This window comes from Selenomonadales bacterium 4137-cl, from assembly GCA_032334055.1.
GTDB classification, from domain to species: domain Bacteria; phylum Bacillota; class Negativicutes; order Sporomusales; family UBA7701; genus Anaeroselena; species Anaeroselena agilis.
In genome coordinates this window covers 374,701-388,402 of record JAUOZS010000001.1, presented here as the reverse complement: position 1 = coordinate 388,402, position 13,702 = coordinate 374,701, and the positions used below count along the sequence as shown (strand labels likewise).

18 protein-coding genes are annotated in these 13,702 nt (G+C 59.0%); 1 reads left to right on the top strand and 17 read right to left on the bottom strand.

The window, feature by feature from the left end:
- Positions 1–89 precede the first annotated feature (89 nt).
- The 11 genes from Q4T40_01870 to Q4T40_01820 form a co-directional block, all read right to left on the bottom strand.
- Positions 90–1,025: an ArsA family ATPase gene (locus Q4T40_01870; protein ID MDT8899981.1), complete on the bottom strand. Its 936-nt coding sequence runs from the start codon at positions 1,023–1,025 to the stop codon at positions 90–92.
- 14 nt (positions 1,026–1,039) lie between these two features.
- On the bottom strand, positions 1,040–1,336 hold the full coding sequence (locus Q4T40_01865) for a hypothetical protein (protein ID MDT8899980.1): 297 nt from the start codon (positions 1,334–1,336) through the stop codon (positions 1,040–1,042).
- Positions 1,337–1,379: 43 nt separating this feature from the next.
- Positions 1,380–2,111, bottom strand: a complete 732-nt coding sequence (locus Q4T40_01860) for a DUF364 domain-containing protein (protein MDT8899979.1) — start codon at positions 2,109–2,111, stop codon at positions 1,380–1,382.
- A 23-nt stretch (positions 2,112–2,134) separates the two neighbouring features.
- The gene (locus tag Q4T40_01855) at positions 2,135–2,551 is read right to left on the bottom strand and encodes an iron-sulfur cluster assembly scaffold protein (GenBank protein MDT8899978.1); all 417 of its coding nucleotides are present in this window, start codon (positions 2,549–2,551) and stop codon (positions 2,135–2,137) included.
- 211 nt (positions 2,552–2,762) lie between these two features.
- Entirely contained in the window at positions 2,763–3,125 is a 363-nt protein-coding gene (locus tag Q4T40_01850) for a NifB/NifX family molybdenum-iron cluster-binding protein (GenBank protein ID MDT8899977.1), read from the bottom strand.
- A 4-nt stretch (positions 3,126–3,129) separates the two neighbouring features.
- On the bottom strand, positions 3,130–3,498 hold the full coding sequence (locus Q4T40_01845; protein ID MDT8899976.1) for a NifB/NifX family molybdenum-iron cluster-binding protein: 369 nt from the start codon (positions 3,496–3,498) through the stop codon (positions 3,130–3,132).
- A 66-nt stretch (positions 3,499–3,564) separates the two neighbouring features.
- Positions 3,565–3,957 (bottom strand): NifB/NifX family molybdenum-iron cluster-binding protein, encoded by a 393-nt coding sequence (locus Q4T40_01840; protein ID MDT8899975.1) that lies wholly within the window; start codon positions 3,955–3,957, stop codon positions 3,565–3,567.
- A gap of 3 nt (positions 3,958–3,960) precedes the next feature.
- On the bottom strand, positions 3,961–4,887 hold the full coding sequence (locus tag Q4T40_01835) for an ATP-binding protein (protein ID MDT8899974.1): 927 nt from the start codon (positions 4,885–4,887) through the stop codon (positions 3,961–3,963).
- On the bottom strand, positions 4,884–5,729 hold the full coding sequence (locus tag Q4T40_01830) for an ATP-binding protein (GenBank protein ID MDT8899973.1): 846 nt from the start codon (positions 5,727–5,729) through the stop codon (positions 4,884–4,886). Before Q4T40_01830 ends, Q4T40_01835 begins: the two co-directional genes overlap by 4 nt.
- A 14-nt stretch (positions 5,730–5,743) precedes the next feature.
- Positions 5,744–6,022: a DUF5320 domain-containing protein gene (locus Q4T40_01825; GenBank protein MDT8899972.1), complete on the bottom strand. Its 279-nt coding sequence runs from the start codon at positions 6,020–6,022 to the stop codon at positions 5,744–5,746.
- A gap of 178 nt (positions 6,023–6,200) precedes the next feature.
- On the bottom strand, positions 6,201–6,752 hold the full coding sequence (locus Q4T40_01820; GenBank protein MDT8899971.1) for a peroxiredoxin: 552 nt from the start codon (positions 6,750–6,752) through the stop codon (positions 6,201–6,203).
- Between the two features lie 111 nt (positions 6,753–6,863).
- Between Q4T40_01820 and Q4T40_01815 the strand changes: the two genes are divergently transcribed.
- Complete coding sequence (locus Q4T40_01815) at positions 6,864–7,367, top strand: DUF3231 family protein (protein ID MDT8899970.1); 504 nt, start codon at positions 6,864–6,866, stop codon at positions 7,365–7,367.
- Between the two features lie 106 nt (positions 7,368–7,473).
- Here the strand turns inward: Q4T40_01815 and larA are convergent, their stop codons facing one another.
- The 6 genes from larA to Q4T40_01785 form a co-directional block, all read right to left on the bottom strand.
- Complete coding sequence (gene larA / locus Q4T40_01810) at positions 7,474–8,787, bottom strand: nickel-dependent lactate racemase (GenBank protein ID MDT8899969.1); 1,314 nt, start codon at positions 8,785–8,787, stop codon at positions 7,474–7,476.
- Between the two features lie 48 nt (positions 8,788–8,835).
- Positions 8,836–9,669 (bottom strand): 3-methyl-2-oxobutanoate hydroxymethyltransferase, encoded by an 834-nt coding sequence (gene panB, locus Q4T40_01805; protein MDT8899968.1) that lies wholly within the window; start codon positions 9,667–9,669, stop codon positions 8,836–8,838.
- A gap of 40 nt (positions 9,670–9,709) precedes the next feature.
- The gene (locus Q4T40_01800; GenBank protein MDT8899967.1) at positions 9,710–10,999 is read right to left on the bottom strand and encodes a TRAP transporter large permease; all 1,290 of its coding nucleotides are present in this window, start codon (positions 10,997–10,999) and stop codon (positions 9,710–9,712) included.
- A complete protein-coding gene (locus tag Q4T40_01795; GenBank protein MDT8899966.1) occupies positions 10,996–11,493 on the bottom strand; it encodes a TRAP transporter small permease in 498 nt (165 codons plus the stop codon). The genes Q4T40_01800 and Q4T40_01795 overlap by 4 nt, the downstream gene beginning before the upstream one ends.
- Before the next feature lie 101 nt (positions 11,494–11,594).
- Entirely contained in the window at positions 11,595–12,602 is a 1,008-nt protein-coding gene (locus Q4T40_01790; protein ID MDT8899965.1) for a TRAP transporter substrate-binding protein, read from the bottom strand.
- Positions 12,603–12,707: 105 nt separating this feature from the next.
- Positions 12,708–13,682, bottom strand: a complete 975-nt coding sequence (locus Q4T40_01785; GenBank protein ID MDT8899964.1) for a D-2-hydroxyacid dehydrogenase — start codon at positions 13,680–13,682, stop codon at positions 12,708–12,710.
- Positions 13,683–13,702: the final 20 nt, after the last annotated feature.

The following is a 13,702-nucleotide window of genomic DNA, read 5'->3' as shown; positions in this document are numbered from 1 at the left end:
TTAGCATATCGCTCCGCAATTATGCAATAGTAATTATTATTTTTAGATAATAATTACTTATTATGCGGTCAATGCCGTTTTTCTACAGCTCAGCCTACTTCGGCAAAGAAGGGCGCGATCCGCGCCAAATCCGCGGCTCTCACGTCGGCGTTCAGCAGAGGGATTTTCACGATGTTTTTACCGGCAAAGGCCTGCTCGATTTCTTGCAGATAAGAGGATTCGAGCGCCTTGCGCTGTTTCCAGAAGTCGTCCTGCAGGTTGTCGGGCAACAGTTTGTTGACCACGATGCTGTTCACCGGGATGCTGTATTTTTCCAGCACCCGCACCGCTTTCTTCGTTTCTTCGATTACCAGACGCTCCGGGTTCATGACGAAGACGAAATTGAGCAGCTTTTGGTCGATAAGAATGCTCCTGGCCCGTTCAAGGTTTGTCTTGCGCCGATTGAGGATACCGATGATCGGATCGTTCAGCAGATATTCGTGTTTGTTTTTGTTGCCTAAATCCATCATGCTTTTGAGGCTGAGCGCCTTTTCCCGCTTGGCCAGCAGGCTGTCGAGCCAGCCGCCGAGCAGCTCGGGCAAAGACAGCAGCCGCAGGGTGTGACCCGTTGGCGCGGTGTCGAAGACGATTTTGTCGTATTCTTCGCTGTATTGGGTGATGATGTCCACCAACCGGTCGAAAATAGCCGCCTCTTCCGCGCCGGGCGAAACGTACGCTGCGTCGAGCTGTTTTTCTATCTCCTCGATGATGACCGGGCTGACGACTTTTTTCATGTTGTCTTTGATGTCATTGATGTATTTCTGGCTTTCCTGCTCAGGGTCGATTTCCAGGACATGCAGGCAAGGGTTCAGTTCTTTGATCGTTGCGCCGATTTTTTGCTCGAAGATGTCGCCCAGCGAGTGGGCGGGGTCGGTGGAAACAAGCAGCGTTTTGAGCCCTTGGTCTGCGCAGTGAAAGGCGTAGGCTGCGGACGACGTCGTTTTGCCGACGCCGCCCTTGCCGCCGAAAAACATTATCCTACTCATTTTCCTGAAGCCTCCTAGCAGCAAAAATCGCCCCAGCGGTCGTTGACCACGCTGTTTCGGTTCGCGATCCGCCTCTCCCAGGTAACAAGGTCTTCGGCCAGATACGGCAGCATTTCCAGGGTGTAGTAAGATACGGGGTTTGGCAGCCCCAGCAGGTCGGAGAAGCAAAGCAGCATGTAGTTGTCCATGTCATCGATGGCCTGCTTCCTGACATATGCCGTGGCGCGTTCTTCGAGTCCGAAAGCCGCTTTCAGGAAGAGCTTCACATTCTCGACCGCCTCGGCCAGTTTCCCATCGGTGCTGTTGCTCATGTTTAAATCCTCCTTTTTTCAAGCCGTCGCCGGGGCTTGCCGATTACCGCCCGCAGTAGCAAAATCTCGGCAGGTCGAACAGCTTCGCCAGTCCAGCGGTGGTAACGCCGTAATAGATCACCGGTTTCCCTTGCAGCAATTCGTGATAGGTGTCGTTGACGAGAACGCTGCCGGTCGATAGCACGATGTCCGCCCAGCGGGCGTTGTCGGCGTTGAGGGCTGCGTCGTCGATGCGCACGCCGCAGCGGGTCTGGCCGACGTTATCTGGGTTGAGGTCGGTCACCTTTAGTTCGAAGCCGGCGTCGACCAGGGACTGGATAAGAGCCGGCTGGAGGCCGACGAAGGCTATTTTGGCGCGGCCGTATGTATTTTCGATGTGAGCGGGAAGCTGCTGGGCGCACAGCGCCGGCTCCTTGTCCTTGCAGTGGACCGTCGCCTCCACCTGCTGCAGGCTGCGCATGACGGCGTTGAGGGTGGCGACGAAGACCGCCCGGCGGAAGTTCGTGTCCAGCGGCATGTGCAGCACCTCGCGGAGGGTGCCGCTGAAGTGCCCTGGCTGGTCGGTGTACGCCTGCCCGACGCCGTCGCGGTAGCGGGCCTCCATCATGACCTCTTTACCCTTGAGGAGCGGATAATCGTCGCGGTCGGGTTTGCCGATCGCCTCTTCAGGCGTGAGGTTGCGCGCCGAAACGATATGAACCTGCTCGTTCTCGTCCCATTTCCCTTCGGCCGCTCTACGGATGAGCTCCCTTCTCGCTTCTTCCAGCATTGACATGATGTATTCTCCTTTACCTATTATCACCGTTTTTCCGCAGCGGACGCGTCAATCCGGCGGTCAGCAGATTCTTTGCCTTCCTTGCCGCGGTAGTCCTCGATCGCCGCCCTGAGCGCGCTTACGCCAAGGTTCGAGCAGTGCTGCTTCGCCTCCGGCAACCCGTCCAGGGCGTCGACGACATTCTGTTCCGTTATCTTCAGGGCCTCACCGATCGTCTTGCCCTTCGCCAGCACCGTTGTCATGCTGCCGCAGGCGATAGCCGCGCAGCAGCCGAAAACCAGAAAGCTGATATTGGCAATTGTTTCTCCCTGTACCTGGATAAACATTTTGAAGGTGTCGCCGCAGCCGGGTTCACCCGCCATCCCCACCCCGTCGGGGTCGGACATGATGAAGATGTTGCGGGGCGAGATGAAATGCTCCATGACAGTATCCGAATACATGATAAGGCTCCTTTCGGAGGGCAAAAATATTTGCACATTATATAGTTTATTGCAGAACATACAAATAACCTGCTTTTCCCGTCGCGATTCGGTAAAATGCAGGCTGAAGCCGCCAAGCGGGATTATTGGATGCCGTACTCAGCCCGGCCAAGCGGCTAATCCCGCCTGGCCGGGGTCGGTTGCTTTACGGCATGCACGGCTGCCGGCTGTCCTAGACCCAGTGCCCTTCCACGTCCGGCGCCGCCATTTGCGACAGCAGGCCGTTTTTGTACGCGCTGAGCGCCTCCCCGACCGTCTGGGCTGTGGCGGAGAAGATTTTGACGGCGTTGGCGTCAAGCACTTTGAACGCTTTCGGGCCGACATGCCCGGTAATCAGGGCGGATGCTCCCAGGCGCTGGACGCTTTGCGCGGCCTGGATGCCGGCCCCCTGGGCGGCCTCAAGGTTCTGGGTGTTAGGGTGGCTTTCCCAGGAATCGTTCTCAAGGTCGCAGACTATGAAGTAGGCCGCCCGCCCGAAGCGGGTGTCGAACCGCTCTTCAAGGCCCGGCCCGCCGGCGGTTACTACGACTTTCATCAGCTCACCCCCCGTGGCATTGGTGCCCGTCTTCGTCGTGGTTGCAAGGATTGGCGCCTGTAACCAGCGTGCCTTTGAGGTAAGCCTCGACGACCTCTTCGGGCGCGCCGGCCGCTACGCCGCAGACGACCTTGACGCCGTTCTGCCGGAACAGCGCCTGGGCCCGCTCGCCCATGCCGCCGGCCAAAATGGTGTCGGCGCCTTCGCCGGCGAGCCACGCCGGAAATACTCCCGGTTCGTGCGGCGGCGGCGTTTTTTTGGTTACACCGGTGATTTTCCCGTCTGCCACGCCGACGAAGGCAAACTCCTGGCAGTGCCCGAAATGCGAGCAGAGTTTGCCGCCGGCCAGAGGAATAGCGATTGTCATTGTCATTTTTCCATCACCTTTCTTTTTTCGAATCTTAGGGGTACGAGCCGGGCGAAGGCGTCGTTCCTTTGCTTATACAGGCACGCCGGAACGTTTTTTGACCAGCCTGGAAACGTCGATGGCGTCAGGCACCTGCAGGGCTAACAGGCGGTCGTGGGCGAGCATGTCGGCCGCCTCCCGCACCGACGCCTCGGGGGCCTGGTAAATGCTGATGCCCCGCTTGCCCAACTCTTTGAAAGAGATCGGGTCGATCCCTCCCGATACCAGCGCCCCGATGCCCTTTTCTTTCAGGATGCTGGCTCTGATATGGCCGCTATGCTTCTGCTGGCGCGACCAGAGCGAGCATTTGACGGTTTCCCACCGCCCGTCAGCCATGTCGAATATGAGAATATAACGCGCGGCCGCAAAGCGGCCGTCGACGAGCGAGTCGGGGCTGTCGGCGCTTGCCGTTATCGCGATTCTCATACGCTAAACCCACCCCGCAAAGGATTTCAGTTTGCGATCGAGTTTGTGGACGACGCTTTCATTGTGGGTGACGCCCAGCAGCGCGGATAGGTTGTACCATAGTTCGAGTATTTTTTCCTGAACTTTTATATTGTCGATTTCCATAACGGTGCGGCTGGTTTGGACGGCCGTCCTGAAGACGCTGTCGTAGGCGATTTCCCCGACGACGGGGACGTCGTTCGCCGCCAGCGATTCCTTTAGGGCGCCGGTGTTGGCCGGGCTCAGGGTCGCCTTGTTGATGCACACGGCAATGGGTACTTTAAAATGACCGCAGAGGTTGCGCAGGCGTTCGAGGTCGTGCATGGCGCTCAGCGACGGCTCGACGACGGCCAGTACCAGGTCGGCGCCGGTGACGGTGGCGATGGCTGGGCAGCCGATGCCCGGCGGTCCGTCGGTTATGATGAGCGGCACCTTTTGCTTTTCCGCCAGCTTCTTGGTCTCCAGCCTGACCCTGCTCACCAGTTTGCCGGAATTCTCCACCGCCAGGCCCAGCTCGGCGTGAACCATGGTTCCGAAGCGGGTGTCGGAAACCAGCCAGCGGCCGGCGCTTTTGTCCCGCATGGAGATTGCGTGCGCGGGGCAGTTGAAGGCGCATACGCCGCAGCCTTCGCAGGCGAACGGCGAGGTTATCGCGCCGTTGTCGATCGCTTTGAAGCGGCACAGCGCGGTGCAGCGGCCGCACTTGACGCATTCCGTCACGTTGACCTCCGGTTCGAAGCCGGCGACAAACCCGTGACTTTCCCGCTGCCTCGCCCCGACCATGAGGTGGAGGTTGGCGGCGTCGACGTCGCAATCCGCCAGCACCTTTTCCGGAGCCAGATAGGCCAGCGCGGCGCTGATGCTTGTTTTGCCGGTGCCGCCCTTGCCGCTCATTATTACCAGTTCTTTCATCGGCAGTCACCTTCCCGGCCCAGTTTGCCCCATATTGCCCGGGCGTCGGCGAGGTATTCGGGAGAGATGCGCCCTTCGGCGTATTCATGGGCAAAAGCCTCGCTATGAGGTATCCGTCCCAGAATGGGGATGCCTTCCTGGGCGCACCAGTCTGCCACCGCGTCGTCCCATGCCCCGCCGTCGCTTTTGTTTATCACGACCCCGGCCGGAATGCCAAGAAGCTTTATAACCCCCGCCGCGAGGCCAAGGTCGTGCAGGCCGAACGGGGTCGGTTCCGTCACGAGCAGGCAGAAGTCGCTGTCGGCGACCGCCGCGACCATGGAACAGGCCGTGCCGGGGGGGCAGTCGACGATGATGTCGCCCTGCGCCGCCAAAGTCTCTTTCATCGCCTTGATAAGCGGGCTCGCGGTGGGTGAACCGACATCCAGCAGCCCGTCGATCAGCTTTGTTCCCGCGCTGTTGCGCGTGGCCGCGCCGGCGCGGACGACGCCAATCGGTTTGGCGGCCTCGCTCACGGCTTTTGGGGGACAAGCCAAGATGCACCCGCCGCAGCCATGGCAAAGCTCATCGAACAACAGCACCTTTTTGCCGGTGATTGCCAAAGCATTGAACAGGCATACTTCGGCGCATCGGCCGCAGCCGTCGCACAGTTCGGTATTTAAGCTGGGCCGCATCACGGTGACTTGTCGCTCTTCGCCCCGGCCAGGCTGCAGAAATAAGTGGCAGTTGGGCTCTTCCACGTCACAGTCGACCACTGTGGCGCCGGGACGAGCCGCCGCCAGCAAGAGCGCAACGGTGGTTTTGCCTGTTCCGCCCTTGCCGCTGGCAATGCTCACAATCACCCTTGGTTCCCCCTTTATTCGGGCTTGGGATCGGCGTCTTTGACCTTTTTGGCCATCGCCCGGCAGGCGGCCGCCTGCTTTTCCAGCATCTCGGCCCGTTCTTCCAGTATGTCGACGCTCGGGGCTGCTTGCTGATAGGGCATCGCTTGACGGCGCCGCATGCCCCGCCCGAGGCCCTGGCAGAAACCGAAGCCTGCGCCGAAAGCGCCGCCCCCCTGCAGGCCGAAGCACCCGCCCCGGCCCCAGCCGTTAGGCCCGATACCCATCGGGCCGGTTCCATCTCCTCTGGGCATACAGACCCTCCTCTCTTAATTTTTTGAAACATATTTCATAATTTGCGTAAAAAATTTTTACCCTTGCCGAAGAACGTCTCGCGAATGGCACCGGGGATATTTATGAAATATATTTCATTATAAGGATAGCACGCGACTGCCGGTTTGTCAACGTAGCGAACAGAAAATTTCCCCATATCTATATTCGTCCGGCGAGTCCAATTTCGGCGACGATTCCGTTCATGCCGGGCTGCCACCAGGCCGGCTCCTGCTCAGCGGTGCTGTCGAAGTGCTGCAGTCCCTTGAGTACCCTGAGTATTTCGGACGGGGCGCGACCGACCTCGTCGGGATAGACCGCATAATGGCGGATCCGTCCCTGCGGGTCGACAAGAAAGGTGGCGCGATACGCGGTGCCTTTCTCTGAAAGCACGGCGTAGGAGCGCGATATCTGCTGGTCGCGGTCGGAGACGAGGGGATAGCTCGTTTTCCGGGCGCAGGGTGATGTCTCGTGAAACACTTTGTGCGCCAGGATGCTGTCGGTGCTTATGGCGACGACGTCCGCGCCGCTGTCTGCGAAGTCCTGGTAAAGGTCGGCAACTGCCGCCAGTTCGGTCGGTCAGACAAAGCTGAAGTCCGAGGAGTAAAATAGCAAGAGCAGCCACTTACTCCTGTAATCATTGAGGCATACTTGTTTTTCGGCCCCGGCCCAGAATGCCTGAGCGCAAAAATTAGGCGCGGCGTTCCCCAGCATGGCGATCCTCCTTTTCCGAGCAAAGTCACTGATATCATTCCCGGCTTACGCATATTTTACTTGGCGGCGAGGCACACTCTGATATGAATTTCGCGTGAAGGAGTGTCGGCCGTGAGTCTTATCACCGGCGTTTTCCCCGGCCTGCAGGAACAGCCGCCGCTGCATGCGGGCGAAAGGTTCCTGATCTGGGACCATCTGCTGAAGGCCAAAGGTTGCCAGGCGAAGTACCAACTGCTCGGAAATCATGCCGATGACGCGGAGTTGGCCGATTACCTCGCGGACATAGCTGAGAACATGGTCAAAAAAGAGGTGTCTAGCCTGGAAGCTTTCCTGTTGGAAAACGGCGTTGAGCCGCCGCCCGCTTCGCCGGCAAATCCCAAGGCGGCCAGAAGCGATATCCCCGCAGGGGCAAGGTTTTCCGACCAGGAAATCGCCATGTGCGTTTATCACGACCTTGCGGGCGCGCTGGCGCAAACCAGCCTGCTCATCAGTGTCGCCGTGCGCGAAGACGTCGGGAAGATTTTTTTGGCGCACCACCAGGAAATCGCCAAATACGGCGGAACTCTGCTGAAGCTCATGAAGAAGAAGGGGTGGCTGGTGGAGCCGCCGCGATAACAGTGCGATAACAGTAAGGAAACGAAGGCTTCGCATTATCAGCGAAGCCTTCGTTTCCTTTAGGCGCGCAGGGCGCGGTTGATGAGCAAGCCAGGCACCCGGCCAATCAGCCGATGTGCGCCTTTCCCTCGATCAGCGGCAGAGTGTTCGCCCCCTGGGGCATGACGATGTATTTCGGCCTGGGTGTCGCGCATCTTTTCCGTGCGAAATTCATCGCTTCGTCCAGCGAACCGGCGGGTACCATTCGCGCCTTCTTGACCAGGTCGAAGTTTTCCGGCCTGGTCACCATGATGAAGGTCGCGACGTCGCTGCACTCCATTTCCTTGAGCGCCACCATCCCCGGCAGGGAGAAGTCGGCCCGGAGCGCTTTTTCGACCGCCAGCTTATCGCCGAGTCTGAACCAGTCGGCGAATTCAGGCGGTTCGCTGATATCCGGGCATTCGCTGAGCAGAATAACCACGCCGCCTTTCTTCACGGCGTAACAGGCGTTGTCCATCGTTTTCCCGGTCTGATACAGGTTGATGTCTTTGGGATAGCCCCCTGCCGTGGTTATTACGATATCCGCCTTGGCGGGTATTTCCACGCCGTATAGCTCGGCCGCCAGCTTTGTGCCCGCCAGCCACGCCGATACCCAGTTGCCGGCGAATACGCCGGCGACCCCGCCGCCGGAGGTCGGGACGATGTTGAGAATGAAATCCGGCTTGACGAAGGCGGCGATTTCCATCATATCCTCGTGGGCCGCGTTTCCCCGCAGCTTTCCCGACATGCAGTCAGGGTCGGAGCCGTCGCCGACGTTCGGTCCCAAGAGCAGCAGGTGATTTTGCTGGATCGTCCCCACCGCGCTGCACCCCGGCAGGACGCTTTTCCGCCCGCCGCCGAAGCCGGCGTTATAGTGATAGATTATGCCGCCGGTGAGAATAACTCTGTCCGCCTCGGTCACCAGCCTGTTGATCCGCACCTCGGTGCCGCGGCTGGTTTTTCCGAGGTAAACCATGCTGGCGTCATCCCAGGCGTCATGATTGAGCACCCGGACACGGCGGCAGACACGCTCGCCGCACAGTTCGATAAATTCGCGCTCGCTGTTTTTGCGATGAGCGCCGACGACGATCAGGATGGTGATATTTTCGTCCGGTACGCCGGCGGCGTTCAGCTCCGCCAGCATTACCGGCAGGACGAGGTCCATCCGCTGCCAGCTGCGGGTTATGTCGCTAACAGTTATGACGACTTTTTCCCCGGGGCGGGCGATCTCCCTGAGAGGCGGCGCGTCGATGGGCCGGGCAAGAGCCTCGCGGACGGCCTTTTCAAGGTCCGGTAGCGGCGAGACCTCCTTTCCCACAACTTCGCATACCAGTCGATCCGCGGGGATGCTCAGCGGCAGTTCGGTCTTCCCGTATTTCAAGCTGAATTGCCGGTTGTTCATCAGTCTTCACCATCCTGGTCAGATTGGGGGAGCGGCGCTCATTCCCGCTCAGTAAAGGCGTTTCAGGTCTTCCTCGTTCATTGTGAAGCAGTGTTTGGCTTCCGGGTAAAGCCCTTCGTCGGTCTCCCGGCCCCACTGATTGAAGGCTTCGAGTATCTGTCCGCCCAGTTGGCCGTACTGTTTGACAAATTTGGGGACAAATTTGTCGAAGATGCCGAGCACATCGTAGGCGTTGAGGTTCTGAGCCGTGGCGTGGGGGCCGGCGCCGCAGCTGATGGTGCAAATCGACAGCCGTTCGTCGATGATCTTGGCCAACGCTGCCGGGATGCATTCGAGAACGATGGCGAACGCCCCCGCTTTTTCCATGGCCAACGCCTGCAGCAGCAGGCTTTCCGCCGCTTCGGCGGATTTGCCCTGCACTTTGAAGCCGCCGAACATCGCCGCCGTCTGGGGGGTAAGGCCGATATGGGCGACGACGGGGACACCGGCGCCGACCACCGCGGCGACTTTGTCGACCACCCGCATGTCGCCCTCCATTTTGACACAGTCTGCGCCGGCCTTCAGCAGTCTGCCGGCGTTGCGGATCGCCTCCTTGCGGCTTACCTGGTACGACATGAAGGGCATGTCGCCGACGATAAAGGTGTTGGGCGCCCCGCGGCGGACGGCCTTAACATGGTACAGCATGTCGTCCATTTCCACCGGCACGGTGCCGTCATGGCCCTGGATAACCATGCCGAGGGAGTCGCCGACCAATATGACTTCAAGGTTCGAACTGTCGACAATCCTGGCGAAGGGGTAATCGTAGACGGTGATCATTTTGAATTTCTTGCCCGTCTTTTTCATTTCCTGCAATTCCGGGATGGTCACTTTCTTTTTGCTCATATGTTTTCGTCACTCCGCTTCCGCTTTTTTCGCTTTCCTTCTATTTGATCCCCGACATCAGCAAATTAGGCAAAAAGGTGCTCAGGGCCGGTATGTAGGTGATGAGAGCGAGGACGGCCAAGGCAATCCAGAAGGGGGCCCAAATCGCCTTGGACAGCTTTTCGAGCGACATGTTACTCAAGCCGCAGACCGCGAAGAGCACCGCCCCCACCGGCGGGGTTATCAGGCCGATTACCAGGTTGAAGCAGACCACGACCCCCATGTGGATGGGGTCGATACCGAGCTTGACGGCCATGGGCGCCAGCATCGGAGCGACGATGACCAGGGCCGGCGCCGTCTCGATCGGGATGCCGATGATTATCAAAGCGATGTTGATAAGCATCAGCACGACGATCGGCGAGCTGCTGACGGAGTTGATCGCTGCGATCATGTGCTGCGGCAGTTGCTCGACCGCGACGACCCAGGAAAAGGGCTCCGACAGGCCGAGCAGCAGCATGATCATCGCCGACTCCAGGCCGGCGTTCAGCAGCACGTCGGGCAGCCTGTGCCACTTGATCCGGCGGTAAAAAAACGTCCCTACCAGAAACGAGTATACGACAACGACGCCGGCCGCCTCGGTCGGCGTAAACACGCCGCTCAGTATGCCGCCCATTATGATTACCGGCATGAGCAGGGCCGGCAACGCTTTCCAGGCGCCGACAACCACTTCGCGGAAGGAAGACCGGGGCTCGATCGGGTAGCGGCGCTTCTTGGCGATATAGTACATATAAAACATCAGACCGGCCGCCAGCAGTATGCCGGGGATAACCCCGCCCAGGAACAGGCCGCCGATGGAAACGTTGGCGATAACGCCGTAAACGATGAAGGGGATGCTGGGCGGGATGATCGGCCCCATGCAGGACGCCGTGGCAGTTACGGCCGCCGATACGTCTTCTTCGTAGCCGGCCTGCTTCATTGCCGGTATCATCACCATGCCGATGGCAACTGCCGTGGCCACCGCCGCGCCGGAGATGGCGGCGAATATCGCGCTGGCCAGGATGGTCGCAAGGCCGAGGCCGCCGCTGATATGGCCGAGCAGCAGGCGAGCGAAGCGGACGAGATCCTGGGTCAGGCCGCCCTCGTTCATGAGGTTGCCGGCCAGCATGAACAGCGGAATGGCCAGCAGCGGGAAAGACGCCATGCCGGCGAAAGTTGTCTGGGTTAGGATGGTCAGCGATATGTCGTCGCCTGACATCAGGATATAAGCCAGAGCGGAAGATCCGAGACCGATGGCGATAGGGATGCCCACGCACAGCAGACCGACAAAAGCGATCAGAAACAGCCAGATCATGCCTGTTCCTCCTTAGCTGGCCCCAACCCCAGGAATACCAGCAGGTCCTCGATGGTGACAAGCAGCATGAGCAAAAAGCCTACCGGCAGAGCGGCGTAGGGGTAGCACATCGGTATTTGCATGGCCGGCGACCGCTGGGCCGCGTTGGCCAGCGTCTGACTGGCCCCGTAATAGATCATGACCCCCAGAAAGATAAACATAAAAATAAAGCCCAGGCCTCTGACCATTTTGGCAACCACAGGCGGAAGAGCGTCAAGCGCCGCCGTCATCCCCACCTGGTAGCCCTTCCTCAGGCCGACCGCGCCGCCGAGCATCGACGCCCACACGAGCGAGAAGGTGGATACCTCGCCCGACCAGGTGGACATCCTGGCCAGCAGGCAGCGGCCGAAAACTTCGTAGGGTATCACGATAGCCATTACGGCCATGAAAAAAACAGTGCCCCAACCGGCGCCTTTTAGGAGAATGTCGTTGACCCGCCGAATAAGCTGCAGCATTTGCTTATCACTCCCGCAGTTCATTTTCTGTCGCAGGGAAAGCAAGTAGCCGTTTCCGATCCCGTATCGACATCGGAAACGGCTACTGCCCAGGGAGGAGATTATTTGGTGTTCATGATGGCGTTGATTTTATCCTTGCCAAATTCTTTGGCGAATTCTTCGAAAGCCGGCTGCATGGCTTTCTGCCAAGCCGCCTTGTCGACGTCCTTGGTAACCGTGAAGCCCTTGCTTTCCATCTCCTTGATCTTGGCAGCTTCGGCATCGCGGTTGAGTTTGCGCTGGTACTGGGCCACTTCCAGGGCGGTCTTGCGGAAGATTTCCTGATCTTCCTTGGGCATCTGATCCCACCGCTTTTTGCTGATGATTATCGGCGCCGGCGAGTAAACGTGACCGGTCATGGATAGGTACTTCTGAACTTCATAGAGTTTCGACGAATAGATTACCGCCACCGGGTTCTCCTGGCCGTCGATCACCTTCTGCTGCAGGGCGGCGTAAACCTCGCCCCACGCCATCGGCGTCGGGTTCAGGCCGGCGGTTTTCCAGGCCAGCAGATGCACTTTGTTTTCCATGACGCGAATCTTCAGGCCCTTGCCGTCTTCCGGCACCTTGACGACGTTGCGGGAATTGGTCAGGTTACGGAAACCGTTCTCCCAGAAAGCCAGGCCGACCAGATTCGATTTTTCCAGGTCTTTTAAAAGCTGCTGGCCGATCGGGCCGTCGAGTACCTTGTCGACGTGGGCGTTGTCGCGGAAAAGGAACGGGATGTCGAGAATGTTCATCGTCGGGCTGAAGTTGCCGACCGGGCCAGTGGAGCCGACATAGATGTCGATCGTGCCCTGCTGGAGGCTCTCGAGCATCTCGCGTTCTCCCTTGCCCAGCTGGCCGTCGGGATAAAGGGTTATCGTGATACGTCCTTTGGTCCGTTCTTTGATAAGTTCGGCGAACTTTTGGGCACCGATGTTGTAAGGATGGTCCTTGGTCTGGGTGTTGGTCAGCTTCATGTTGGCCTTGTATTCGGCCTTCGTGCCCGCCGGTTTGCTGCTGCCGCCGCAGCCGAGGATACTCAAGGCAAATACCAGGATAAGCGTGACTGCTAAAATTTTTCTCACTTCTACCCCTCCACAAATTTAATCTTACAGAAAGTTATTTTTCCCTTACCCGGGATAGGGTTCGCCGCGTTACCACCCCCAACCCACCGCCGATTAAGGCGATTATCAGCCGTTCACAACGTTTTTGGGGTTCCCGTCAAGAAACGCTCGCAGGTTGTCGGCCGCGATATCCATCAACCGCTGCCTGGCTTCGACGGGGGCCCAGGACATATGCGGCGTGATGATGCAGTTTTTGGCCCCGAGCAGCGGATTATCGGCCTTGACCGGTTCCGACGACAGGACGTCGAGCGCCGCGCCGCCGACCTTGCCCGCGTTCAGCGCCTCGGCAAGGTCTTCCTCGACGACCAGTGGCCCGCGCGAGTTATTGATGATCAACACCCCGGTTTTCATTTTGGCGATGTTTTCCTTGTTGATGATGCCGTTGGTGCTTTCGAGCAGCGGGCAATGCAGGGCGATGACGTCGGCGGCGGAAAAGAGCTCGTCAAGGTCCGCATATTTGAGGGTCGGCGATTCCAGTTCCCGCATTATGTAACTGTCAAAGGCCAGCACTTTCATCCCCAGGGCCTGAGCGATCCTGGCGGTCGCCTGGCCGATCCGGCCAAGGCCGATGATGCCCATGGTCTTGCCGGCCAGCTCTATCAGGGGGTGCTTCCAGAAGCACCAGTCGGGGTTGATCGTCCATTCGCCGGCTTTCACGGCTTCGTCGTGCGCGCCGACATGGTGGCACATTTCCAGCAGCAGAGCGATCGCCATCTGAGCGACAGCCTCCGTTCCGTAGGCAGGAACGTTGGCCACAACGATGCCCCGCCGCTTAGCGGCCGCTATGTCCACTACGTTGAAGCCGGTCGCCAGCACGCCGATGTACTTCAGCGCAGGCGCGGCTTCGAGGGCCGCCGCCGGCAGCGGCGTTTTATTTGTGAACACAATCTCTGCGTCGCGGATTCTGTCGATCACGGCCGCCGCGCCGTCCGGCCCGTACGCCGTCCGCTCGTATACCGTAAGGTCGCATAAGTTTTCGATATGCCGCCAGCTCAGATCTCCGGGATTGAGGGTATATCCGTCGAGTACGACTGCTTTCATAATAGCGTTCTCCTGTCTTT

Excerpts from the sequence above, each read along its gene's own strand:
- Q4T40_01870 (MDT8899981.1), bottom strand. The coding sequence starts at position 1,025 with ATGAGTAGGATAATGTTTTTCGGCGGCAAGGGCGGCGTCGGCAAAACG.
- Q4T40_01865 (MDT8899980.1), bottom strand. The coding sequence starts at position 1,336 with ATGAGCAACAGCACCGATGGGAAACTGGCCGAGGCGGTCGAGAATGTG.
- Q4T40_01860 (MDT8899979.1), bottom strand. The coding sequence starts at position 2,111 with ATGTCAATGCTGGAAGAAGCGAGAAGGGAGCTCATCCGTAGAGCGGCC.
- Q4T40_01855 (MDT8899978.1), bottom strand. The coding sequence starts at position 2,551 with ATGTATTCGGATACTGTCATGGAGCATTTCATCTCGCCCCGCAACATC.
- Q4T40_01850 (MDT8899977.1), bottom strand. The coding sequence starts at position 3,125 with ATGAAAGTCGTAGTAACCGCCGGCGGGCCGGGCCTTGAAGAGCGGTTC.
- Q4T40_01845 (MDT8899976.1), bottom strand. The coding sequence starts at position 3,498 with ATGACAATGACAATCGCTATTCCTCTGGCCGGCGGCAAACTCTGCTCG.
- Q4T40_01840 (MDT8899975.1), bottom strand. The coding sequence starts at position 3,957 with ATGAGAATCGCGATAACGGCAAGCGCCGACAGCCCCGACTCGCTCGTC.
- Q4T40_01835 (MDT8899974.1), bottom strand. The coding sequence starts at position 4,887 with ATGAAAGAACTGGTAATAATGAGCGGCAAGGGCGGCACCGGCAAAACA.
- Q4T40_01825 (MDT8899972.1), bottom strand. The coding sequence starts at position 6,022 with ATGCCCAGAGGAGATGGAACCGGCCCGATGGGTATCGGGCCTAACGGC.
- larA (MDT8899969.1), bottom strand. The coding sequence starts at position 8,787 with ATGAACAACCGGCAATTCAGCTTGAAATACGGGAAGACCGAACTGCCG.
- panB (MDT8899968.1), bottom strand. The coding sequence starts at position 9,669 with ATGAGCAAAAAGAAAGTGACCATCCCGGAATTGCAGGAAATGAAAAAG.
- Q4T40_01800 (MDT8899967.1), bottom strand. The coding sequence starts at position 10,999 with ATGATCTGGCTGTTTCTGATCGCTTTTGTCGGTCTGCTGTGCGTGGGC.
- Q4T40_01795 (MDT8899966.1), bottom strand. The coding sequence starts at position 11,493 with ATGCTGCAGCTTATTCGGCGGGTCAACGACATTCTCCTAAAAGGCGCC.
- Q4T40_01785 (MDT8899964.1), bottom strand. The coding sequence starts at position 13,682 with ATGAAAGCAGTCGTACTCGACGGATATACCCTCAATCCCGGAGATCTG.